This window comes from Streptomyces sp. LN549 (assembly GCF_043203805.1).
GTDB lineage: Bacteria > Actinomycetota > Actinomycetes > Streptomycetales > Streptomycetaceae > Streptomyces.
The window spans coordinates 2097141-2120612 of the sequence record NZ_JAZHRI010000002.1 but is presented as its reverse complement, the minus strand read 5'-3'; the positions used below and the strand labels follow the sequence as shown (position 1 = coordinate 2120612).

19 protein-coding genes and 1 pseudogene are annotated in these 23472 nt (G+C 70.1%); 17 read left to right on the top strand and 3 right to left on the bottom strand.

From position 1 onward, the window contains the following. Nucleotides 1–124 precede the first annotated feature (124 nt). The 3 genes and pseudogenes from SH922_RS09325 to SH922_RS09315 all read left to right on the top strand — a co-directional run bounded on the left by SH922_RS09325 (nucleotide 125) and on the right by SH922_RS09315 (nucleotide 4222). Nucleotides 125–703 carry a TerD family protein gene (locus SH922_RS09325; RefSeq protein ID WP_266777464.1) on the top strand — a complete coding sequence of 193 codons (579 nt, stop codon included), beginning with the start codon at nucleotides 125–127 and terminating at the stop codon, nucleotides 701–703. A 294-nt stretch (nucleotides 704–997) separates the two neighbouring features. Then, a pseudogene (locus tag SH922_RS09320) lies at nucleotides 998–2954 on the top strand (TerD family protein). A gap of 254 nt (nucleotides 2955–3208) precedes the next feature. Continuing rightward, nucleotides 3209–4222 (top strand): TerC family protein, encoded by a 1014-nt coding sequence (locus SH922_RS09315; RefSeq protein WP_393056835.1) that lies wholly within the window; start codon nucleotides 3209–3211, stop codon nucleotides 4220–4222. Between the two features lie 60 nt (nucleotides 4223–4282). Here the strand turns inward: SH922_RS09315 and SH922_RS09310 are convergent, their stop codons facing one another. Beyond that, on the bottom strand, nucleotides 4283–4939 hold the full coding sequence (locus tag SH922_RS09310; RefSeq protein WP_393056833.1) for an MBL fold metallo-hydrolase: 657 nt from the start codon (nucleotides 4937–4939) through the stop codon (nucleotides 4283–4285). A 10-nt stretch (nucleotides 4940–4949) separates the two neighbouring features. After that, nucleotides 4950–5639 carry a maleylpyruvate isomerase family mycothiol-dependent enzyme gene (locus SH922_RS09305; protein ID WP_393056831.1) on the bottom strand — a complete coding sequence of 230 codons (690 nt, stop codon included), beginning with the start codon at nucleotides 5637–5639 and terminating at the stop codon, nucleotides 4950–4952. A gap of 175 nt (nucleotides 5640–5814) precedes the next feature. On the opposite strand from SH922_RS09305, the gene uvrA reads away from it, so the two are divergent. Both uvrA and SH922_RS09295 read left to right on the top strand, forming a co-directional pair. Next, nucleotides 5815–8874, top strand: a complete 3060-nt coding sequence (gene uvrA, locus SH922_RS09300; RefSeq protein ID WP_393056829.1) for an excinuclease ABC subunit UvrA — start codon at nucleotides 5815–5817, stop codon at nucleotides 8872–8874. Nucleotides 8875–9121: 247 nt separating this feature from the next. Beyond that, on the top strand, nucleotides 9122–9550 hold the full coding sequence (locus tag SH922_RS09295) for a Rieske (2Fe-2S) protein (protein WP_393056827.1): 429 nt from the start codon (nucleotides 9122–9124) through the stop codon (nucleotides 9548–9550). Nucleotides 9551–9637: 87 nt separating this feature from the next. Here SH922_RS09295 and SH922_RS09290 read toward each other — a convergent pair whose 3' ends face one another. Next, the gene (locus SH922_RS09290; RefSeq protein ID WP_393056825.1) at nucleotides 9638–10564 is read right to left on the bottom strand and encodes a hypothetical protein; all 927 of its coding nucleotides are present in this window, start codon (nucleotides 10562–10564) and stop codon (nucleotides 9638–9640) included. A 226-nt stretch (nucleotides 10565–10790) separates the two neighbouring features. On the opposite strand from SH922_RS09290, the gene SH922_RS09285 reads away from it, so the two are divergent. The 12 genes from SH922_RS09285 to pgi all read left to right on the top strand — a co-directional run bounded on the left by SH922_RS09285 (nucleotide 10791) and on the right by pgi (nucleotide 23471). Further along, nucleotides 10791–11405 carry a papain-like cysteine protease family protein gene (locus tag SH922_RS09285; RefSeq protein WP_393056823.1) on the top strand — a complete coding sequence of 205 codons (615 nt, stop codon included), beginning with the start codon at nucleotides 10791–10793 and terminating at the stop codon, nucleotides 11403–11405. Between the two features lie 4 nt (nucleotides 11406–11409). Then, a complete protein-coding gene (locus SH922_RS09280; RefSeq protein ID WP_393056821.1) occupies nucleotides 11410–12306 on the top strand; it encodes a hypothetical protein in 897 nt (298 codons plus the stop codon). 125 nt (nucleotides 12307–12431) lie between these two features. Beyond that, nucleotides 12432–14498 carry an excinuclease ABC subunit UvrC gene (gene uvrC, locus SH922_RS09275; RefSeq protein ID WP_393056819.1) on the top strand — a complete coding sequence of 689 codons (2067 nt, stop codon included), beginning with the start codon at nucleotides 12432–12434 and terminating at the stop codon, nucleotides 14496–14498. Continuing rightward, nucleotides 14495–15460, top strand: a complete 966-nt coding sequence (gene rapZ, locus SH922_RS09270) for an RNase adapter RapZ (RefSeq protein ID WP_393056817.1) — start codon at nucleotides 14495–14497, stop codon at nucleotides 15458–15460. The genes uvrC and rapZ overlap by 4 nt, the downstream gene beginning before the upstream one ends. Continuing rightward, complete coding sequence (yvcK, locus tag SH922_RS09265) at nucleotides 15457–16491, top strand: uridine diphosphate-N-acetylglucosamine-binding protein YvcK (RefSeq protein WP_350988802.1); 1035 nt, start codon at nucleotides 15457–15459, stop codon at nucleotides 16489–16491. The genes rapZ and yvcK overlap by 4 nt, the downstream gene beginning before the upstream one ends. After that, nucleotides 16482–17471, top strand: coding sequence for a DNA-binding protein WhiA (whiA, locus tag SH922_RS09260; RefSeq protein ID WP_024494235.1), 990 nt, complete (start codon nucleotides 16482–16484; stop codon nucleotides 17469–17471). The genes yvcK and whiA overlap by 10 nt, the downstream gene beginning before the upstream one ends. Nucleotides 17472–17729: 258 nt before the next feature. After that, nucleotides 17730–18740: a type I glyceraldehyde-3-phosphate dehydrogenase gene (gene gap, locus SH922_RS09255; protein WP_219573458.1), complete on the top strand. Its 1011-nt coding sequence runs from the start codon at nucleotides 17730–17732 to the stop codon at nucleotides 18738–18740. Nucleotides 18741–18848: 108 nt separating this feature from the next. After that, complete coding sequence (locus tag SH922_RS09250) at nucleotides 18849–20060, top strand: phosphoglycerate kinase (RefSeq protein WP_393056813.1); 1212 nt, start codon at nucleotides 18849–18851, stop codon at nucleotides 20058–20060. A 6-nt stretch (nucleotides 20061–20066) separates the two neighbouring features. Then, the gene (tpiA, locus tag SH922_RS09245) at nucleotides 20067–20855 is read left to right on the top strand and encodes a triose-phosphate isomerase (RefSeq protein WP_393056811.1); all 789 of its coding nucleotides are present in this window, start codon (nucleotides 20067–20069) and stop codon (nucleotides 20853–20855) included. Nucleotides 20856–20964: 109 nt separating this feature from the next. Next, a complete protein-coding gene (gene secG, locus SH922_RS09240) occupies nucleotides 20965–21201 on the top strand; it encodes a preprotein translocase subunit SecG (protein WP_018104607.1) in 237 nt (78 codons plus the stop codon). 108 nt (nucleotides 21202–21309) lie between these two features. Then, entirely contained in the window at nucleotides 21310–21645 is a 336-nt protein-coding gene (locus SH922_RS09235; RefSeq protein ID WP_078622699.1) for an RNA polymerase-binding protein RbpA, read from the top strand. Nucleotides 21646–21818: 173 nt separating this feature from the next. Beyond that, complete coding sequence (gene pgi / locus SH922_RS09230) at nucleotides 21819–23471, top strand: glucose-6-phosphate isomerase (protein WP_393056808.1); 1653 nt, start codon at nucleotides 21819–21821, stop codon at nucleotides 23469–23471. Nucleotide 23472: the final 1 nt, after the last annotated feature.

Genomic DNA, 23472 nt, shown 5'->3' with positions numbered 1-23472 from the left:
GCACCTGGTGTGTTGCAAGACCGACACAAAACGGCCCTAGGTGGCTGTGCCTGTGATGTGACTGCGTAGGGTGCTGGAAAACCGCGCAAGGACGGTTGCGGGGACACCGGAGAGGGGACAGCGCGTGACGGTCAACATGACCAAGGGTCAGGCCATCAGCCTGCAGAAGAGCGACGGGGGGACCCTGACCGCGGTACGGATGGGGCTCGGCTGGCAGGCGGCTCCGCGCCGCGGTCTGTTCGGCTCACGCACCCGGGAGATCGACCTGGACGCCTCGGCGGTCCTGTTCGCCGACAAGCAGCCGGTCGATGTCGTGTTCTTCCGGCACCTCGTCAGCGATGACGGCTCGGTCAAGCACACCGGGGACAACCTGGTCGGCGGTGCCGGCTCGGGCGGCGACGACGAGGCGATCCTGGTCGACCTCCAGCGGGTGCCGGTCCACATCGACCAGATCGTCTTCACGGTGAACTCCTTCACCGGCCAGACGTTCCAGGAGGTGCAGAACGCCTTCTGCCGCATCGTGGACGAGACCAACGGCCAGGAGCTCGCCCGCTACACGCTGGACGGTGGCGGGCAGTACACCGCGCAGATCATGGCGAAGGTGCACCGTTCGGGCAGCGGGTGGCAGATGACCGCCATCGGTACCCCGGCCAACGGCCGCACCTTCCAGGACCTCATGCCGGCGATCCTGCCGCACCTGTAGGCAGCGCCGGACCCAAGGGTCCGCACTGGTACGCGCAGCTCCCGGCGGCATCGGCCGCCGGGAGCTGCACCGCATCGCAGCACCTCGAACCGCCCGGTACGGGTCGGCGGCACAGCACGGCACGGCGCCGGAGCGTGCCGCGCGGCACGGGCACCACGTATGACGGCACCACGTATGGCGGCACCAGGTATGGCGGTGCCTCGTACGACCGCACGACACCACCGCACTACGCACGACACCGCATCGCGTACGACACCGCATCGCGCAGAAGTAACTCGTCGAGGGGACAGGGCAATGACGGCCGAGCTGGTCCGGGGGCAGAACCACACCTTGCCCCAGACCCGTCTGGAGATCCGGGTTTCGGCCGGCGCACCCGTGGTGGCCGGTGCCACGCTCGGGGACGAGCGCGGCACGGTGCACGGCGTCGAGTGGATAGCCCATCCCGGATCGCCGCAGCTGCCGGGACTGGAGGTGTCCAGGCAGGCCGCCGCCGAGCACCGGCTCGCCGTGGACCTCGGCGCCCTGCCCGACGCGGTGCACCGCGTCACGGTGCTGCTCGCGCTGCCGCTGGAGGCGGGCGGTCCGACCCGGTTCGGCGCCGTGGCCTCGCCCTTCGTCGCGGTCACCGGACTCGACGGCACGGAGATCGCCACCTTCACGCTGACCGGTCTGGACTCCGAGTCCGCGGTCGCCGCCCTGGAGCTCTACCGGAGACAGGGGGCCTGGAAGGTCCGCGCGGTCGGCCAGGGGTACGCGGGCGGTCTCGCCGCGATGCTCGCCGACCAGGGGGTGGACGGGGCGGCCGAACTGGCGAGGTCGATCCAGGAAGCGGTTGCCCGCGGTCTGGCCCGCTCGGTGGCCCCGCCCCCGCCCCGCACCTCGGAGGGCGACCGGGTCAGGCACGCCGGGGGTCCGGCGCCGGACCAGGGCGGCGGACTGCCCCAAGCCGCCCAGCAGCCCGGCCCCCTGGGCGAGCCCCTCTCCGCCGCCGGCCACCCCGGTTGCTCCCGCCACCCCCTCCGCCGGGGGCCCCATCGATTACGCGCACCCGCGTCGCCAGGCCACGGCACCTCCGCCGCCCCCGCCAGCCGCGCCGCCCGCCCAGCCCGGTCAGCCCGCGACGCCCCTCGCCGGGGACGCGACCGGCTGGTCCATGGACGAGCGTCTCTACAACCAGGTCTGGGGCATGTTCGAGGACCTGGCCCGGGCCACCGCCGCGTACCGCAGCGCCGTCGACTTCGCCGAGTCCCGGATGGACCAGGAGCTTGAGCGGACCCTGTCCGATCCGCGCAGCCGGATCGGCGGCGCGGGCGACCGGGCCCGTGAGCAGGCCCGCGCCAAGCGCGACGAGCTGACCGGCCGGGCCCGCGAGGCTCTGGACCGCGACCTCGCCCAGCTGGCCGCCGAGGCCGCCGTGGTGGAACCCGCGCTCCCTGCCGCGTACGCGGGCTGGGACAACCCCGTCTGGCACGCCTACCGCGTCCCGATGGAGATCCCCATGGCTCTGCGGATCGGTGACCTCCATCTGCCGGAGAGCGCCGGGGTGAGGATCCCGCTGCTCGTCCGGCTGCCGCTGGAGCGCGGCATGTGGATCGACAGCGGGCGCACGGCGTCCGAGGCTGCCGCCCTGGCCGATTCGGACCAGCTGCGCCGGCTGGCCATGGAGAGCGCAGTCCTGCACGCCGCGCGGATGCTCGCCGTCTACCCGCCGAACGAGTTCTCGGTCCACGTCATCGACCCGGCAGGCTCCGCAGCCGCGGCACTGGCCCCACTGGTCGGCGCCGGGGTGCTCGCGAGCCCGCCCGCGTACGGGCCCGGGGGAGTGTCCTCGGTCCTCGCCGGCCTCACCCGGCGCGTCGACCTGGTGCAGATGGCGATCAGGGCCGGAGCCGCCGATTCGCTGCCGCCCGACCTCGACCCGGCCGAGCAGCTGCTGATCGTCAACGACTTCCCGCACGGCTTCGACGACCGTGCCGTCACCCAGTTGCGCTATCTCGCCGACGAGGGGCCCTCCGTCGGGGTGCATCTCCTGATGGTCGCGGACCGGGAGGACGCCTCGGCGTACGGTCCGGTACTCGACCCGCTGTGGCGTTCCCTGCTCCGCGTCACCCCTGTTGCCGACGACCATCTGGCCGACCCCTGGGTCGGTCACGCCTGGACGTACGAGCCGCTCGGGACCCCGCCCGGCAGCCGCGTCCTGGAACAGGTGCTGGACCGGGTGGCCGCCGCGCGCCGCACCGGGCACCGCTGACCCTGTCCACTCTTCAACACACGCTCCGACCTGGCGCTTTGGGGATTCCTTACCCTTCTCTTTACCTTTCCTTGGTGTTCCCTGTACTGTTCATTGAGCGGAGGGGAGTACTCCCATACGCGGCGTTCCCGTCAGTACGGACTGTGACCGGTCCCGGGGCGCCGGCCCAGGCGCGCATCCCGTGCGCCCGGGTGGAAGAGACCTCCGGCAGCGACGACGCTGATCAGTAGCCGTAGCGAACTGCCGGAGGCGCAGTGGACGTTTCATGGACCCTCTGGGCGCTGACCATTCTTGGTCTGAGCGCCCTCATCGCCGTCGACTTCTTCATCGGGCGCAAGCCCCATGACGTGTCGACCAAGGAAGCCGGAATCTGGACGATCGTCTGGATCGCGCTGGCCGCCCTCTTCGGACTCGGCCTGCTCGTGTTCGGTGAGAGCCAGGCCTCGGGCGAGTTCTTCGCCGGCTTCATCACCGAGAAATCGCTGAGTGTCGACAACCTCTTCGTCTTCGTGCTGATCATGGCGAAGTTCTCGGTGCCCTCCCACCTGCAGCAGCGGGTGCTGCTCGTCGGCGTGCTGATCGCGCTGGTGCTGAGGGCGATCTTCATCGCCGCCGGCGCCGCGGTCATCGCCAACTTCTCGTGGGTCTTCTACATCTTCGGCGCGTTCCTGATCTACACCGCCTGGAAGCTGATCCAGGAGGCGCGGGCCGACGAGGAGGAAGAGGAGTTCGAGGAGAACCGCCTCCTCAAGAACATCGAGCGCCGCTTCGGAGTCGCCGACCGGTACCACGGCACCAAGCTCTTCATCCGCAGCAACGGCAAGCGCGTCCTGACCCCCCTGATGGTGGTCATGCTCGCCATCGGGACCACCGATGTGCTGTTCGCGCTGGACTCCATCCCCGCGATCTTCGGTCTGACCCAGGACCCGTACATCGTGTTCACCGCCAACGCCTTCGCGCTGATGGGGCTGCGGCAGCTGTACTTCCTGATCGGCGGCCTACTCAAGAAGCTGGTCCACCTCAGCTACGGGCTCTCGGTGATCCTCGGCTTCATCGGCATCAAGCTGGTGCTGCACGCCCTGCACGAGTCCGGGGTGCACGTCCCAGAGATCTCCATCCCGGTCTCGCTGGGCGTCATCTGCGGGGTACTGGTGATCACCACGATCACCAGCCTGATCGCCAACAAGAAGACGGCCGATGCCGAGGCCGCAGCGGAGGCCGGAAAGACCGAGGACTCCGCGGAGAAGGGCGCCGGCATCGACGCCTGACGCCTGAGTGGAGGGCGGGGTGACGGGCGCGGACCGCGTGCCCGTCACCCCGCCGCCTCGTCACCAGCCCCGGGCGCGCCACTCCGGCAGGTGCGGGCGTTCGTCGCCCAGAGTGGTGTCGTGCCCGTGCCCCGGATAGACCCAGGTCTCGTCCGGCAGTGGATCGAAGAGCTTGGTCTCCACGTCGTGCAGCAGGCTCACGAACGCCTCGGGGTCCTTGAACGTGTTGCCGACCCCGCCCGGGAAGAGGCAGTCCCCGGTGAACAGGTGCGGAGCGCCGTGCGGGTCGTCGTAGACGAGCGCGATCGAGCCCGGGGTGTGCCCGGTCAGATGGCGGGCGGTCAGTACGACCTGCCCGACCCGGATCGTGTCCCCGTCCTCGACGAGCACATCCGTCGGGACCGGAATCCCCTCGGCGTCGAACCGCCCGGCGTACGTGCGCGCACCGGTGGCCGCGACCACCTCGCCCAGCGCCTGCCAGTGGTCGCCGTGCCGGTGCGTGGTGACGACCGAGGCGATCGAGTCGTGACCGATGAGCTGCAGCAGGGTCCCGGCCTCGGCGGCCGCGTCGATCAGGAGCTGCTCGCCGGTGGCCCGGCAGCGCAGCAGATAGGCGTTGTTGTTCATCGGGCCGACGGCGACCTTGGAGATCATCAGATCCGTCAACTCGTGTACGTCCGCACGCCCGCCGACCTTGACCGCTCCGCTGTACGTCATGCCTCTCAGCCTATAGCGGGGGCAGTGCGGGAAGGGTTCCGCCCTCGACGGTCAGAGCGGACCCGTCGCGCCTCCCGCTGAGCCAGCCGAGCAGCTCGGACGCCGTGCCGCGGACGGCGACGTGCCCGCCCTCCGCGCCGCCGCCGGTCGTCCAGATGCGGCCCGTGTCGTCGACCAAGCCCGTCGAGACGACCGCGGGGTGGCCGGCGAAGCGTTCGGCCAGGAAGTCGATATCCCGGGCGGTGAACTCGTCCGGCAGATCCTCCAGCTCGTAGCCGGCCCCCAGGTCGACGTGGTGCAGCTCGACCTCGACGCGGCGGCGGAAGGGGATCCGGGACGCGGAGTCCGTCACGCCGTTGCGCAGCGCCACCGTGCGTGACCAGTCCGCAGGTTCCGCGGCGGCGTCCGTGAAGCGGACCGCGCTCGCGGCCAGGTCGGACAGCTGCTCGGCCTGCGGCCGGGGTGCGTCCCGCTCGATGTCGCGGTCGCGGGTTTCGCTGTCTGCGTACATGGGGCGGCCCTGGAGAACATTTGCGAGCGCGTCGGCGTTACGTGAGAGGTGCGCGATGACATGACCCCGGCTCCAGCCCGGGAGGCGCGACGGCTCGGCGAGTGCCGCGTCGTCCAGTTTCTCCGTGGCGCTGAGCAGTCGGTCGGTCGCTTCACGCAGTGCGGCCAGGTCGTGCGCATGATCAGTCATGGGGCCGAGCCTAGCCTCGCCACTCATTCGGGTGAAGGAGTCATCAGCCGTCCGTAAATCGAATGCGCGTGCTATACGCTCGGAGTCGAAAGCTTCGTACATCGCTGTGGCACCCCCCATACCCTGGGGCAGGGGCTCAGTTCCCCCGCTTCTCTCTAGAAAGGTGCGGACCGGCGTGGCCGACCGTCTCATCGTCCGTGGCGCTCGCGAGCACAACCTCAAGAACGTCTCGCTCGACCTCCCCCGCGACTCCCTCATCGTCTTCACCGGGCTCTCCGGGTCGGGTAAGTCGTCGCTCGCGTTCGACACGATCTTCGCCGAGGGCCAGCGGCGCTACGTGGAGTCGCTCTCCTCGTACGCCCGGCAGTTCCTCGGCCAGATGGACAAGCCGGACGTCGACTTCATCGAGGGGCTGTCGCCCGCCGTCTCCATCGACCAGAAGTCGACCTCGCGCAACCCGCGCTCGACGGTCGGCACGATCACCGAGGTCTACGACTACCTCCGGCTGCTCTTCGCCAGGATCGGCAAGCCGCACTGTCCCGAGTGCAGCCGTCCCATTTCGCGCCAGTCGCCGCAGGCCATCGTGGACAAGGTCCTCGGCCTGCCCGAGGGCAGCCGCTTCCAGGTGCTCTCGCCGCTGGTGCGTGAGCGCAAGGGCGAGTTCGTCGACCTCTTCGCCGATCTGCAGACCAAGGGGTACAGCAGGGCCAGGGTCGACGGCGAGACCATCCAGCTCTCCGAGCCGCCCACGCTCAAGAAGCAGGAGAAGCACACCATCGAGGTGGTCATCGACCGCCTCACGGTGAAGGACAGTGCCAAGCGCCGGCTGACCGACTCGGTCGAGACCGCCCTCGGCCTCTCCGGCGGCATGGTCGTGCTCGACTTCGTCGACCTCCCCGAGGACGACCCCGAGCGTGAGCGGATGTACTCCGAGCACCTCTACTGCCCGTACGACGACCTCTCCTTCGAGGAGCTGGAGCCGCGCTCCTTCTCCTTCAACTCCCCCTTCGGCGCCTGCCCCGACTGCACGGGTATCGGTACGCGGATGGAGGTCGACCCGGAGCTGATCGTCCCGGACGAGGAGAAGTCCCTCGACGAGGGCGCGATTCACCCCTGGTCGCACGGCCACACCAAGGAGTACTTCGGCCGCCAGATCAACGCCCTGGCCGAAGCCCTCGGGTTCCGTACGGACATCCCCTGGGCCGGGCTGCCGCAGCGCGCCAAGAAGGCCCTGCTCTTCGGCCACAAGATCCAGACCGAGGTCCGCTACCGCAACCGGTACGGGCGCGAGCGCGCCTACACCACGCCTTCCTTCGAAGGAGCGGTGCAGTTCGTCAAGCGGCGGCACTCCGAGGCGGAGAGCGACTCCAGCAGGGAGCGCTTCGAGGGCTACATGCGCGAGGTGCCCTGCCCGACCTGTGAGGGCACCCGGCTCAAGCCGATCGTCCTCGCGGTCACGGTGATGGAGAAGTCCATCGCCCAGGTCGCCGCGATGTCGATCAGCGAGTGCGCCGAGTTCCTCGGCCGGATGAAGCTGAACGCCCGCGACAAGAAGATCGCCGAGCGGGTGCTCAAGGAGGTCAACGAGCGGCTGAAGTTCCTGGTCGACGTCGGCCTGGACTACCTCTCGCTGAACCGCGCGGCGGGCACCCTGTCCGGCGGTGAGGCCCAGCGCATCCGGCTCGCCACCCAGATCGGCTCCGGTCTGGTCGGCGTGCTGTACGTGCTCGACGAGCCGTCCATCGGTCTGCACCAGCGCGACAACCACCGGCTGATCGAGACTCTGGTCCGGCTCCGCGACATGGGCAACACGCTCATCGTCGTCGAGCACGACGAGGACACCATCAAGGTCGCCGACTGGGTCGTCGACATCGGCCCCGGCGCCGGCGAACACGGCGGCAAGGTGGTCCACTCCGGCTCGCTCAAGGAGTTGCTGGCCAACGACAAGTCGATCACCGGTCAGTATCTGACCGGCAAGAAGTCGATCGCGATGCCCGAGATCCGGCGCCCCGTCGACCCCTCGCGTCTGCTCACGGTCCACGGTGCCCGGGAGAACAACCTCCAGGACATCGACGTCTCCTTCCCGCTCGGCGTGCTGACCGCCGTGACCGGCGTCTCCGGTTCGGGAAAGTCGACGCTGGTCAACGACATCCTCTACACCCACCTGGCGCGCGAGCTCAACGGCGCCAAGTCGGTGCCCGGCCGGCATACCCGGGTCGACGGGGACGACCTCGTCGACAAGGTGGTGCATGTCGACCAGTCGCCCATCGGCCGCACGCCCCGGTCCAACCCGGCGACGTACACCGGGGTCTTCGACCATGTCCGCCGGCTGTTCGCGGAGACGATGGAGGCCAAGGTCCGCGGCTATCTGCCGGGCCGGTTCTCCTTCAACGTCAAGGGCGGCCGCTGCGAGAACTGCTCGGGCGACGGCACCATCAAGATCGAGATGAACTTCCTGCCGGACGTGTACGTCCCGTGCGAGGTCTGCCACGGAGCGCGCTACAACCGGGAGACCCTGGAGGTCCACTACAAGGGCAAGTCCATCGCCGAAGTGCTGGACATGCCGATCGAGGAGGGCCTGGAATTCTTCGAGGCCGTCCCGACCATCGCGCGCCATCTGCGGACGCTCAACGAGGTGGGTCTGGGATACGTCAGGCTCGGCCAGTCCGCGCCGACACTCTCGGGCGGCGAGGCCCAGCGGGTGAAGCTGGCCAGCGAGCTCCAGAAGCGCTCCACCGGACGCACGGTCTATGTTCTGGACGAGCCGACCACCGGTCTGCACTTCGAGGACATCTCCAAGCTGATCAAGGTGCTCTCCGGCCTGGTCGACAAGGGCAACTCGGTGATCGTCATCGAGCACAACCTCGATGTCATCAAGACCGCCGACTGGGTCATCGACATGGGACCCGAGGGCGGCAACGGCGGCGGTCTGGTCATTGCCGAAGGCACCCCGGAGTATGTGGCGGGCGTCCCCGCCAGCCACACCGGGAAGTTCCTCCAGGGCATCCTGGACGCGGACCGGGTGAGCGAGGCGGCCGTGCCCGCGGCGCGCAAGCCGGCGCGGAAGACGGCCGCTAAGAAGGCGGTCGCCGCGAAGGCCGCCCCCGTGCGCAAGACGGCGACGGCGAAGACCGCGACGGCGAAGGCCGCCCACGGTTCGACGGCGAAGGCCGCTGGGACGTCTGCGGCGAAGAAGCCCGCTGCCAAGAAGACGACCCGCGCGCGCAAGGCCTGACGAGACCGGCCGACGGCCGGGACCGACAGCGCGGCGTGACGCCCGTCCCGAGGTGGCGGCCCCTTTCCCGGAAGGGGCCGCCACCTCGGCGTGCTCCGGCCCTGACCAGGCACGACCGGGTGCACCCGGCCCGGGCGCAGGAGCGTCCGTCTCCGCCGGTATCGTCGGTTACGTCACCGCTGCCCCTGCCGCCTCGGGCGCCCCGGCAGCCTTGGCACCCTCTGCCCCTCTGACCTGTGGAGACCGCATGTCCGGCCAGCCCGCCGCCCGCCGCACCGTGCTGAAGGGCGCCGCTCTCGCGGGGGTCGCCGGGCTGGGAGTGGCCGCCTGCTCGACCGACTCGAAGCTCGGGCACGCCCAGACGCCGACCCCCACCGCACCCGTCGAGCTCGGTGCCCCCGACGAGATCCCGGTCGGCGAGTCCAGGCTCTACCGCGAGCAGCGCGTCATCGTCAGCTGCCCGGCCAAGGGGCAGTACAAGGCGTTCAGTGCCCAGTGCACCCACGCGGGCTGTCTGCTGGACAAGGTCGAGAAGAACGAGGGGCACTGCCCTTGCCACGGCAGCCTCTTCGACACCACGACCGGCAAGGCCGTCCACGGCCCCGCGACCGTGCCGCTGCCCTCCGTCCCGGTCAAGGTCGAGGGCGGAAAGCTGATCGCGGGCCCCGACGCCTGACCCGGCCCCGACGCCTGACCCGCCACCCCGGCCCTGACGTCTGACCCGGACGCCCCCGGGCCCGAACCGGACGCCCGCGGGCCCGCCTCAGCCCCAGTCCCAGTCGATGCCGACCAGGCCGGGCCGTACCCCCTGTTCCACCAGATGAACGGTCCGGTGCCGGCCGGTGAGCGTGAGATCGGTCCGGCCCCCGCGCGGCGCCCCCGCGGAGACCTGGGCGAATCGCCGGCACCGTACCGGCAGAGCCTCCTCGTCGAACCGGACCTGCAGCACGTACTGCCCGCCGCCGAAGCTGAAGCCGCGGACGTACTCGCCGCAGGGCCCTCCCGTACCGTCCTCGAAGCCGTAGCCGAAGAGGTACGTCTCGCCCGCACGCAGCCGGGTGTCGAAGAGCAGCTCGGCGACCAGCACCCCCGTCGCCGCGTCCCAGCGGACCCGCCCCGTCCTGCAGTTCTCCCGGGCGCTCACCCCGACCCGCGCCGGATCGCAGCCCGGATCGCCGCGGTACACGGCGAGATAGCGGTCGATGCCGTCGCGGTGGGCGCGCACGACGTGCTGCGAGCTCCGGTACTGCATCTGACGGCCGGGCCCGATCCGTACCCGCTCCTGATGCCCCACCGTGTGCAGCCCACCGTCCTCGGGTGACTCCATCGCCGCGAGCAGCCGCTCCACCGCTCCGGACACCTCCATCAGGGAGCGGTACGAGCGGGCGGGCGGACGGCCGGCGTCGGTGCGGGACTCCCCGGCCCCGAGCAGCCCGAGCAGGGAGTTCCCCGGCAGCTCCAGTACCTCCTCCAGCGCCTTCACGGCCCGCAGGGATTCCGGGCGCTGCGGACGCCGGGCGCCCTGCTGCCAGTAACTGAGGCTGGTCACACCGACCTTGACCCCCCGGTGCGCCAGATGGTGCTGCACCCGCTGCAACGGCAGCCCGCGCACCGAGAGAGCGGTGCGCAGCGCCAGGTGGAACGGGCCGGTGTGCAGCACCTGCGCCAGTTCGGCCTCGGTGTGCTGCATGGGTCCTCCAGGTGAACGTTCACGGCGGGCGACGACCGGGCCGTGCCGACGGGTGTGGGGCCGCAGGTGGCCAGGGGGGAGTGTTCACACACCCGCCACCGGCGTTCACACCGCGATGTTCCCCCGCATTGAAGCGTGTTGACCCGCTCCCGACAACGGTTGATGCTCCTCGCAGCGTCCGGACGCGCTCCTTGGATCCCCCACCCCCCGCCCCGGGAGGAACGCCATGCGCAACCGAAGAATCCGGCCGGGCCGGCTGTCGGTGACAGCCGTACTCGCCGCCGTACTGCTCGCCGCACCCACGGCGACCGCCGCCGCCGATCAGCACCACGCCGTCTCCGCGGCGACGGACACCCTCGCCGCCGCCCAGCGGCTGAACATCAGCATGCAGGCGCAGCAGAAGACGAACTGGTGCTGGGCCGCCGCAGGCAACACCATCGCCACCTGGTTCGGCCGGAACTACACGCAGAACCAGTTCTGCAACGCGGCCTTCGGCCGGGCCCAGGGCTACGAGTGCCCCAACTCGCAGGCCTCGCTCGGGAACGTCCAGGACGGTCTGTACTGGGCCGGCATCAACCCCGGCTCGTACGTGACCGGCTGGCTGCGCTACCCGACCGTGCAGGCCGAGATAGCCGCCGGACGGCCGGTGGAGACCCGCATCCAGTGGTCCTCCGGCGGCGGCCACATGCACGTCCTGTACGGGTACGACGACGCCAACAGCTGGGTCTACTGGGGCGACCCCTGGCCCTCCAGCAACCGCTACAACTGGGCCTCGCACGCCTGGTACGTGAACAACAGCGAGTTCTCCTGGACCCACTCGCTCTACCGGATCGGGGCGTGACGGCATGACCTCCACCAGTTCCCCGGCTTCCCCGCACCGCCCCGCCCCACGTATCGCGAGCGGCGCACGTCCGCTCGCCGCCGCCCTCGCCGCGAGCGGCGTGCTGGCCTGCGCCGCCCTGCTGACCGCCGCCCCGCAGGCGGCTGCCGCCACCGGTCCCTCGGTCACTCCGGCGGCCCTGGCGGCGGCCCACGAGGCGGCCACCGACGCCACGACCCTGAACACACTGTCCCGGTTCTTCGCCCGAGAGGGCGCCGTCACCAGGGCGGCCGCCGCGCCGCGGATCGAGGGCGGCGCCGTACCCGTACGCACCCTGTCCGCGGACTTCGTCGCGGGCGAACCCGGGGCGTCCGTCGCCGCACTGGAATACCTGGCCAGTACGGCGGTCTCCTCGGACGGGCAGAAGGCATCCCTCTGGACACTTCCGGAGCCGGGCAAGGACGGGAGCTGGCGGGTGGTGAACATCGCCACCGGCGACGACGAGACCCGGTACGCGGCCTCCGGTGCCCGCAAGCTGCCCGGAGGCATCGTCTTCAGGGAACCGCAGATCGACGCCTGGTACGTCCAGAAGGGCGGCCGGGTGCTCCCGCTGGACACGGACGCCGTCCGTGCCGTCGGCGCGGACGGCACCACCCTGGCCGCCTACCGCACCCGGGTACGGGCCGCGTACTCGGACAAGCTCCCCGGTTCCGGCTACGCCCGCGCGGGCCGGGCGGGCGGCTACGGACCCACCGGCGCGAAGCCCGTCACGGGAGAGCCCGGGCCCGCCGTCGCGGCGGACGCCGCGACGGGCACCGCCCTGACCGCGATCTCCACGGCAGCGGCGGCGGGCGCGGTCGCCGTACTCGCCCTCTGCGGCGTCACCGCCCTGCGCCACCGGGGCCGCCGCAGGACCCGGTGACCGTAACGGCTCTCCGGACCCGATGACCCCGCGCTCCGGGACACGTGCCCCCACCCCGTGTCCCGGAGCGCGGCGCCACCCATGAGCACACCGTGCTGTCACTGCCCGCAAGTAGGGTGGGAGACATGGCAGACCCCTCCAGCTACCGCCCCAAGCCGGGACAGATCCCCGACTCCCCGGGGGTCTACAAATTCCGCGACGAACACCGCCGGGTGATCTACGTCGGGAAGGCGAAGAGCCTGCGCCAGCGGCTCGCCAACTACTTCCAGGACCTGTCCGGCCTCCATCCGCGCACGCGCACGATGGTGACCACCGCCGCGTCAGTGGAGTGGACCGTCGTCTCCACGGAGGTCGAGGCGCTCCAGCTCGAATACTCCTGGATCAAGGAGTTCGACCCCCGGTTCAACGTCAAGTACCGCGACGACAAGAGCTATCCGTACCTCGCGGTCACGCTCAACGAGGAGTTCCCGCGCGTCCAGGTGATGCGCGGCGCCAAGAAGAAGGGCGTGCGCTACTTCGGCCCCTACGGGCACGCCTGGGCGATCCGCGAGACGGTCGACCTGATGCTCCGGGTCTTCCCGGTGCGCACCTGCTCCACCGGCGTCTTCAAGAACGCCGCCAGGTCCGGCCGCCCCTGTCTCCTCGGCTACATCGGCAAGTGCTCGGCCCCCTGCGTCGGCCGGGTCACCCCGGAGGAGCACCGCGAACTGGCGGACGACTTCTGCGACTTCATGGCCGGCCGTACCGGCACGTACATCCGCCGCCTGGAGAAGGACATGATGGCGGCGGCCGAGGAGATGGAGTACGAGCGCGCGGCTCGCCTGCGTGACGACGTGGAGGCGCTCAAGCGCGCCATGGAGAAGAGCGCCGTCGTGCTCGCCGACGCCACCGACGCCGACCTGATCGCGGTCGCGGAGGACGAGCTGGAGGCCGCGGTCCAGATCTTCCACGTCCGCGGCGGCCGGGTGCGCGGCCAGCGCGGCTGGGTCACCGACAAGGTGGAGAACGTCGACACCTCCGGCCTCGTCGAGCATGCCCTCCAGCAGCTGTACGGCGAGGAGACCGGCGACTCCGTTCCCAAGGAGGTCCTCGTCCCGGCCCTTCCCGAGGACCCCGAGGCGGTCTCCCAGTGGCTGGCGGACCGCAGGGGATCCCAGGTAAGCCTGCGCATCCCGCAGCGCGGCGACAAGAAGGACCTGATGGTCACGGTCCAGCGCAACGCCCAGCAGGCCCTGGGGCTGCACAAGACCAAGCGCGCCTCCGACCTGACCACCCGCTCCCGGGCCCTGGAGGAGATCGCCGAGGCGCTCGGCCTCGACACGGCTCCGCTGCGCATCGAGTGCTTCGACATCTCCCACCTCCAGGGTGACGACGTGGTGGCGTCGATGGTGGTCTTCGAGGACGGGCTGGCCCGCAAGGGGGAGTACCGCCGCTTCCAGATCAAGGGCTTCGAGGGACAGGACGACGTCCGCTCGATGCACGAGGTGATCAGCCGGCGCTTCCGGCGCTACCTCCAGGAGAAGGAGCGGACGGGGGAATGGGAGGAGGGCCCCGCCACCGACGGCCCCGCCACCGACGGCCCCGCCGCCGACGGCCCCGCCCCCACGGGCCCCGTACCGGCCGGTCCCGACGAGGACGGAGCCGCCGAGCCCCGTGAGGACGACGGCAGGCCCAAGCGGTTCGCCTACCCGCCGCAGCTCCTCGTGGTCGACGGCGGGCAGCCCCAGGTCGCCGCGGCCAGGCGTGCCCTGGACGAGCTGGGGATCGACGACATCGCCGTCTGCGGCCTCGCCAAGCGCCTCGAAGAGGTCTGGCTCCCGGACGACGACGACCCGGTCGTCCTGCCCCGCTCCAGCGAAGGCCTCTACCTCCTCCAGCGCGTCCGTGACGAGGCGCACCGCTTCGCCATCACCTACCAGCGCGCCAAACGGGCCAAGCGCATCCGGTCCAGCCCCCTGGACGCGGTCGCCGGACTCGGAGAGACCCGGAAACAGGCCCTGATCAAGCATTTCGGCTCCGTCAAGAAGCTGAAACAGGCGACAATCGACGAGATCTGCGAGGTTCCGGGGATAGGCCGCAGGACGGCGGAATCAGTGGCTGTCGCCCTCGCCACGGCCGTCCCGGCCACGCCTGCCGTGAACACGGCCACAGGAGAGATCATTGAAGAGGACGACGGGGGCAGCACGACATGACCGAGCACGAGCTTGAACACGGGCACGACCGCACAGACCGAGCAGACGGAGCAGCAGACGTGAGTACGGGCACCTCGATCGAGACGGGCGACAGCACGGTGGCCATCCCCGAGCTGGTGATCATCTCCGGAATGTCGGGCGCCGGCCGTAGCACGGCGGCCAAGTGTCTGGAGGACCTCGGCTGGTTCGTCGTCGACAACCTGCCGCCCGCGCTGATCCCCACCATGGTGGAGCTCGGCGCCCGCTCGCAGGGCAACGTGGCGCGGATCGCCGTCGTCGTCGACGTCCGGGGCCGCCGCTTCTTCGACAATCTGCGGGAGTCGCTCGCCGACCTGGAGGCCAAGGGCGTCACCCGGCGGATCGTCTTCCTGGAGTCCTCCGACGACGCGCTGGTCCGCCGCTTCGAGTCCGTCCGCCGCCCGCACCCCCTCCAGGGCGACGGCCGCATCGTCGACGGCATCGCCGCCGAGCGCGACCTGCTGCGCGAGCTGCGCGGCGACGCCGACCTGGTGATCGACACCTCCAGCCTCAACGTGCACGAACTGCGCGCCAAGATGGACGCCCAGTTCGCGGGCGACGAGGAGCCGGAGCTCCGTGCCACCGTGATGTCCTTCGGCTTCAAGTACGGGCTGCCCGTCGACGCCGACCTGGTGGTGGACTGCCGCTTCCTGCCCAACCCGCACTGGGTCCCCGAGCTGCGCCCCTTCACCGGGCTCAACGAGGAGGTCTCCGCCTACGTCTTCGACCAGCCGGGCGCCAAGGAGTTCCTCAACCAGTACACGGAGCTGCTCCAGCTCATCGCCGCGGGATACCGCCGCGAGGGCAAGCGCTACGTGACCATCGCCGTCGGCTGCACGGGCGGCAAGCACCGCTCCGTCGCCATGTCGGAGAAGCTGGCGGCCAGGCTCGCCACCGAGGGGATCGAGACCGTGCTCGTGCATCGGGACATGGGGCGCGAGTGACCAGTCGCAACCTCCGTCTGCGCCGGCTGAGCAGGGCCACCTCCGCGCTGTCCGGCCGCAAGCGCGGCGCACAGCCCAAGGTCGTCGCGCTCGGCGGTGGCATGGGCCTGTCCGCCTCACTCACCGCGCTGCGGCGGATCACCGGCGACCTGACCGCCGTGGTCACCGTCGCCGACGACGGGGGCTCCAGCGGCCGGCTCCGCGAGGAGCTGGGCGTCCTGCCGCCCGGCGACCTGCGCAAGGCGCTGGCCGCGCTGTGCGGCGACGACGAATGGGGCCAGACCTGGGCCCAGGTCATCCAGCACCGCTTCCAGTCCAAGGGCGACCTGCACGAGCACGCGGTCGGCAATCTGCTGATCGTCGCCCTGTGGGAGCAGCTCGGCGACCACGTACAGGCCCTGGACCTGGTCGGCAAGCTCCTCGGCGCGCACGGCCGGGTGCTGCCGATGTCCGCCGTGCCGCTGGAGCTCCAGGCGCTCGTGAAGGGCCACGACCCGGAGCGCCCGGACGAGGTGGACACGGTGCGCGGCCAGGCGACCGTGGCGCTCACGCCGGGTGAGGTGCAGTCCGTGCACGTCGTCCCGCACGACCCGCCGGCCGTACCCGAAGCGGTCGCCGCGGTCCTCGACGCGGACTGGGTGGTGCTCGGCCCCGGCTCCTGGTTCTCGTCGGTCATTCCGCATCTGCTGGTCCCCGATCTGCTGGACGCGCTGATCGAAACGAAGGCCCGGAAGGTCCTCTCACTGAACCTCGCACCGCAACCCGGCGAAACAGATGGCTTCTCTCCGCAGCGTCATTTGGAGGTTTTGGGACGACACGCCCCTAAACTCGCCCTGGACGTGGTGCTGGCCGACGAGGCCGCCGTGCCCGACCGCGAGTCCCTCGCCGATGCCGCAAAACGGCTCGGCGCCGCAGTCGAGCTGGCGCCCGTGGCCTCACCCGACGGCGTTCCGATTCATGATCCGGAGCTGTTGGCTGCCGCGTACGACCGTATTTTTCGGATGCATGGAAGGATCGGCCCATGGCGATGACGCCAGCGGTGAAGGACGAAATCTCTCGGCTTCCCGTAACCCGGACCTGCTGCAGGAAGGCAGAAGTCTCGGCGATTCTTCGGTTCGCGGGTGGGCTGCACCTGGTGAGCGGCCGGATTGTGATCGAGGCGGAGCTGGACACCGCGATGGCGGCGCGCCGGCTGAAGCGGGACATTCTCGAGATCTTCGGGCACAGCTCGGAGCTGATCGTGATGGCTCCCGGCGGGCTGCGGCGCGGCTCGCGCTATGTCGTGCGGGTAGTGGCGGGCGGCGACCAGCTGGCCCGTCAGACGGGCCTCGTGGACGGCCGCGGCCGTCCCATCCGCGGACTTCCCCCGCAGGTGGTCTCGGGGGCCACCTGCGATGCCGAGGCCGCCTGGCGCGGGGCCTTCCTGGCCCACGGCTCGCTCACCGAGCCGGGCCGCTCCTCCTCGCTGGAGGTGACCTGCCCGGGCCCGGAGGCCGCGCTCGCGCTGGTCGGCGCCGCCCGCAGGCTCTCCATCGCGGCGAAGGCCCGTGAGGTGCGCGGGGTGGACCGGGTCGTCGTACGGGACGGCGACGCGATCGGCGCGCTGCTCACCCGGCTCGGCGCCCACGAGTCGGTGCTGGCCTGGGAGGAGCGGCGGATGCGGCGCGAGGTCCGCGCCACCGCCAACCGGCTCGCCAACTTCGACGACGCGAACCTGCGCCGGTCCGCCCGGGCCGCAGTGGCCGCAGGCGCCCGGGTGGGGCGCGCGCTGGAGATCCTCGGCGAGGAGGTCCCGGAGCACCTCGCGGCGGCCGGACGGCTGCGCATGGAGCACAAGCAGGCCTCCCTGGAAGAGCTGGGCGCCCTCGCGGACCCGCCGCTGACCAAGGACGCCGTCGCCGGACGGATCCGCCGTCTCCTCGCGATGGCCGACAAGCGGGCCCAGGACCTCGGAATCCCGAGCACGGAATCCACCCTCAGCGAAGAGCTGGCCGACGGCCTGGTCGGCTGACTCGCACCCCCGCCGACGAGCCGCGGGGGGAACGCGCCGCGCACCCGCGGGTGTTGACGCTGTGTAATCGTCGCAGCGGGTGGGGCCGGACAACCGGAGGCCCGTACTCCTACTGGGGAGTACGGGCCTCCGTCGTTCCTGCGGCCCCGCTCGATGTCACCCCGAGGGCTCCGGAGAGGTAGGGTCGGAGGCGGTCGGGGACATCCCATACAACTCGCCGGCGTCGAAAACCGGCGTACCTAACGAGGAGATCGGTTCGTGACGATCCGCGTAGGCATCAACGGCTTTGGCCGCATCGGTCGTAACTACTTCCGCGCGCTGCTGGAGCAGGGTGCGGACATCGAGATCGTGGCTGTCAACGACCTGGGTGACACTGCGACCACGGCCCACCTGCTGAAGTACGACACCATTCTGGGTCGTCTCAAGGCAGAGGTGAGCCACACCGCCGACACCATCACCGTCGACGGTCACACCATCAAGGTGCTCTCCGAGCGCAACCCGGCGGACATCCCGTGGGGCGAGCTGGGCGTCGACATCGTCATCGAGTCGACCGGCATCTTCACCAAGAAGGCCGACGCCGCCAAGCACATCGCGGGCGGCGCCAAGAAGGTCCTCATCTCGGCTCCGGCCAAGGACGAGGACATCACCATCGTGATGGGCGTCAACCAGGACAAGTACGACGCGGCCAACCACCACGTCATCTCCAACGCCTCCTGCACCACCAACTGTGTGGCGCCGATGGCCAAGGTTCTCGACGAGAACTTCGGCATCGTCAAGGGCCTGATGACGACGGTCCACGCGTACACGAACGACCAGCGCATCCTGGACTTCCCGCACTCCGACCTGCGTCGCGCCCGCGCCGCCGCGGAGAACATCATCCCGACCACGACGGGTGCCGCCAAGGCCACCGCCCTGGTCCTCCCGCAGCTCAAGGGCAAGCTCGACGGCATCGCGATGCGTGTTCCGGTCCCGACCGGTTCCGCCACCGACCTCGTCGTGACCCTGCAGCGCGAGGTCACCAAGGACGAGGTCAACGCCGCGTTCAAGAAGGCGTCCGACGACGGCGACCTCAAGGGCTTCCTGACGTACACCGAGGACCCGATCGTGTCCTCGGACATCGTCAGCGACCCGTCGTCCTGCACCTTCGACTCCTCCCTGACCATGGTCCAGGAGGGCAACACGGTGAAGATCCTCGGCTGGTACGACAACGAGTGGGGTTACTCCAACCGCCTCGTCGACCTGACCGTCTTCGTCGGCGGCCAGCTCTGATCCTCGGATCGGCAGGCACCTCGATGTGAGCACGGGGCTCGAACAGCGCAACGCAGCGCCGTTCGAGCCCCGCTGCATGCTCCCTCGTTCTCCAAGGAGTCCAGACAGATGAAGACGATCGACGAACTTCTCGCCGAAGGGGTCACCGGCAAGCGCGTATTCGTCCGCGCCGACCTCAACGTGCCGCTCAGCGGGACCACCATCACCGACGACGGCCGCATCCGCGCCGTCGAGCCGACCGTGCGGAAGCTGGCCGAGGCCGGCGCCCGGGTCGTCGTCGCCTCGCACCTGGGCCGCCCCAAGGGCGCCCCGGACCCGGCGTTCTCGCTGGCGCCCGCCGCCGCCCGCCTCGGCGAACTGCTCGGGACCGACGTGGCCTTCGCGACCGACACGGTCGGCGAGTCCGCCCGCGCCACCGTCGCCGCGCTCACCGACGGCCAGGTCGCCGTCATCGAGAACCTCCGCTTCAACGCCGGCGAGACGTCGAAGGACGACGCCGAGCGCGGCGCCTTCGCCGACCAGCTGGCCGAGCTCGCCGACGTGTACGTGGGCGACGGCTTCGGCGCCGTCCACCGCAAGCACGCCTCGGTCTTCGACCTCCCGGCCCGCCTTCCGCACGCCGCGGGCGACCTGATCGCCACCGAGGTCGGCGTCCTGAAGAAGCTGACCGACGACGTGCAGCGCCCGTACGCCGTGGTTCTCGGCGGCGCCAAGGTCTCCGACAAGCTCGGCGTCATCGACCACCTCCTGGAGCGCGCCGACCGCATCCTCATCGGCGGCGGCATGGCGTACACCTTCCTCAAGGCCCAGGGCCACGAGGTCGGCAGCTCGCTGCTGCAGGAGGACCAGATCCCGGTGGTGCTGGAGTACCTCAAGCGCGCCGAGGAGAAGGGCGTGGAGTTCGTGCTCCCCGTCGACGTCGTGGTCGCCCCGGCGTTCCCCGACCTCAAGACCAAGGCCCCGGCCAACCCCACCACCGTCGCCGCCGACGCCATGCCGGCCGGACAGATGGGACTGGACAACGGCCCGGAGACCAACAAGCTCTACGCATCGAAGCTCGCCGACGCGGCCACCGTCTTCTGGAACGGCCCGATGGGCGTCTTCGAGCACCCCGACTTCGCCGAGGGCACCCGGGCCGTCGCCCAGGCCCTCGTCGACTCCTCGGGCTTCAGCGTGGTCGGCGGTGGCGACTCCGCCGCCGCGGTCCGCATCCTGGGCTTCGACGAGAACGCGTTCGGACACATCTCGACCGGTGGCGGCGCCAGCCTCGAATACCTCGAGGGCAAGACGCTTCCCGGCCTCGCCGCACTGGAGGACTGACCTTTCATGACAGCTACTGCCCAAGGCCGGACCCCGCTGATGGCGGGCAACTGGAAGATGAACCTCAACCACCTCGAGGCCATCGCACACGTCCAGAAGCTCGCCTTCGCCCTGGCCGACAAGGACTACGACGCCGTAGAGGTCGCCGTCCTGCCGCCCTTCACCGACCTGCGCTCCGTCCAGACGCTGGTCGACGGTGACAAGCTGAAGATCAAGTACGGCGCCCAGGACATCTCGGCGCACGACTCCGGCGCGTACACCGGTGAGATCTCCGGCCCGATGCTCGCCAAGCTGAAGTGCACCTATGTCGCCGTCGGCCACAGCGAGCGCCGTCAGTACCACGCGGAGACCGACGAGGTCTGCAACGCCAAGGTGAAGGCCGCGTACAAGCACGGTCTGACCCCGATCCTCTGCGTCGGCGAGGGCCTGGACATCCGCAAGGCCGGTGACCAGGTCGCCTACACGCTCGCGCAGCTCGACGGCGGGCTGAAGGACATCCCGGCCGAGCAGGCCGAGACCATCGTGATCGCCTACGAGCCGGTCTGGGCCATCGGCACCGGCGAGGTCGCCACCCCCGAGGACGCGCAGGAGGTCTGCGGTGCGATCCGCGGCCGCCTCGCCGAGCTGTACTCGCAGGAGCTGGCCGACGCGGTCCGCATCCAGTACGGCGGCTCGGTGAAGTCCGGCAACGTGGCCGCGATCATGGCGCAGCCCGATGTGGACGGCGCACTGATCGGCGGCGCCGCACTGGACGCCGACGAGTTCGTCAAGATCGTCCGCTTCCGCGACCAGTGAGTATGCGGTAGCGCGGATCCGTCGTACCCTTGCGGGGGCCAGGAGGGCAGCCTCCCGGCCCCCGTCGTTCGCACATGCAGTCAGGAATTCCGGAAAGTAGGGACCAGCCGTGATTTTGGGGTTCGAGATCGCCCTGATCGTCTTCAGCCTGCTGCTGATGCTGCTGGTGCTGATGCACAAGGGGAAGGGCGGCGGTCTTTCCGACATGTTCGGTGGCGGAATGCAGTCGTCCGTCGGCGGTTCCTCGGTCGCCGAGCGCAACCTCGACCGGATCACCGTCGTGGTCGGTCTGGGCTGGTTCGCGTGCATCGTGGTGCTTGGTCTGCTCATCAAGCTGGACAACTGACCCGTCGTACGCGATTCCGGTGAGGGTGTAACTCCAACCACTGGACGCGCGTTGGGCCTTACGTAGACTGGGGCATCTTCGAGCACCATCACGCAGGGAGTTACGACCGTGGCAAGTGGCAACGCGATCCGGGGAAGCCGGGTCGGAGCGGGGCCGATGGGGGAGGCCGAGCGCGGCGAGTCCGCGCCACGGGCCCGCATCTCCTTCTGGTGCTCGAACGGGCACGAGACGCAGCCGAGCTTCGCCCATGACGCGCAGGTACCGGAGACCTGGGACTGCCCGCGCTGCGGATTCCCGGCCGGCCAGGACCGGGACAGCCCGCCGGACCCGCCGCGCACCGAGCCGTACAAGACGCATCTGGCGTACGTGCGGGAGCGGCGCAGCGACGCCGACGGCGAGGCCATCCTTGCCGAAGCCCTCGCCAAACTCCGCGGCGAGATCTGACACCTCTCGTGGCTCCGTAGAAGTTGTTCACCGGCCGGACACCCCCAGGGTGCCCGGCCGGAACGCTTCTGCCGTGCCGCAGCCCGACGTTGTCCCGTCCACCGCCCTGATCAATTAAGTTGGAGGGGCAGCGGGGAACTGCGGTTACGAGAAGAAGTGGGCTGATGTCCGGGATGAACGCACAAAGCCGAGCCAGGCTCAACCAGACGCCGGAATGGACCGCGCTGGGAAAGCACCGTGAGCAGCTCGGGACGACCCATCTGCGAGAGCTCTTCGCGGACGATCCGGAGCGCGGTACCGGATACACCCTGCGCGTCGGCGACCTGTACGTCGACTACTCCAAGCAGCTGGTCACCGAGGAGACGCTCCGGCTGCTCCGCGAGCTCGCCGCGGCCACCGGTGTCGCCGAGCTGCGGGACGCGATGTTCCGCGGAGACAAGATCAACACCACCGAGGACCGCGCTGTCCTGCACACCGCGCTCCGCGCCCCGCGGGACGCCGTGATCGAAGTCGACGGCGAGAACGTGGTGCCCGCCGTGCACGCGGTCCTCGACAAGATGGCCGCCTTCTCCGACCGCGTCAGGTCGGGCGAGTGGACCGGCCACACCGGCCGGCCCATCAAGAACGTCGTCAACATCGGCATCGGCGGCTCCGACCTCGGCCCCGCCATGGCGTACGAGGTGCTGCGCTCCTTCACGGACCGCTCGCTCACCGTCCGCTTCGTCTCCAACGTCGACGGCGCCGACCTGCACGAGGCCGTGCACGACCTCGACCCGGCCGAGACGCTCTTCGTCATCGCGTCGAAGACCTTCACCACGATCGAGACGATCACCAACGCCACCTCCGCCCGCGACTGGCTCCTGACCGGCCTGAGGGCCGGTCAGGATGCGGTGGCCAAGCACTTCGTGGCCCTGTCGACGAACGCCGGGAAGGTCGCCGACTTCGGCATCGACACCGCCAACATGTTCGAGTTCTGGGACTGGGTCGGCGGCCGCTACTCGTACGACTCGGCCATCGGCCTCTCGCTGATGATCGCCATCGGACCGGACCGGTTCCGCGAGATGCTCGACGGCTTCCACCTCGTCGACGAGCACTTCCGCACCGCCCCCGCCGAGGAGAACGCCCCGCTGCTGCTGGGCCTGTTGGGCGTCTGGTACGGCGCGTTCTTCGACGCCCAGTCGCATGCCGTGCTGCCCTACAGTCACTATCTGTCCAAGTTCACGGCGTACTTGCAGCAGCTCGACATGGAGTCCAACGGCAAGTCCGTCGACCGGGACGGCAATCCGGTCGACTGGCAGACCGGTCCGGTCGTCTGGGGCACCCCCGGCACCAACGGGCAGCACGCCTACTACCAGTTGATCCACCAGGGCACCAAGGTCATCCCGGCCGACTTCATCGGCTTCGCCGAGCCGGTCGACGACCTGCTGCCCGGCCTGGTCGCCCAGCACGACCTGCTGATGGCCAACTTCTTCGCCCAGACCCAGGCCCTGGCCTTCGGCAAGACGCCGGACGAGGTGCGCGCCGAGGGCGTTCCCGAGGAGCTGGTGCCGCACAAGACGTTCCGCGGGAACCACCCCACGACGACGATCCTCGCCGACCGGCTGACCCCGTCCGTGCTCGGCCAGCTGATCGCGCTGTACGAGCACAAGGTCTTCGTCCAGGGTGCGATCTGGAACATCGACTCATTCGACCAGTGGGGTGTCGAGCTCGGGAAGGTCCTCGCCAAGCGGATCGAGCCGGTGCTGACCGAGGGCAAGGGGGCCGAGCAGCTGGACAGTTCGACCGCCGCACTCGTCGCCGCGTACCGCGAGCTGCGGGGGCGCTGAG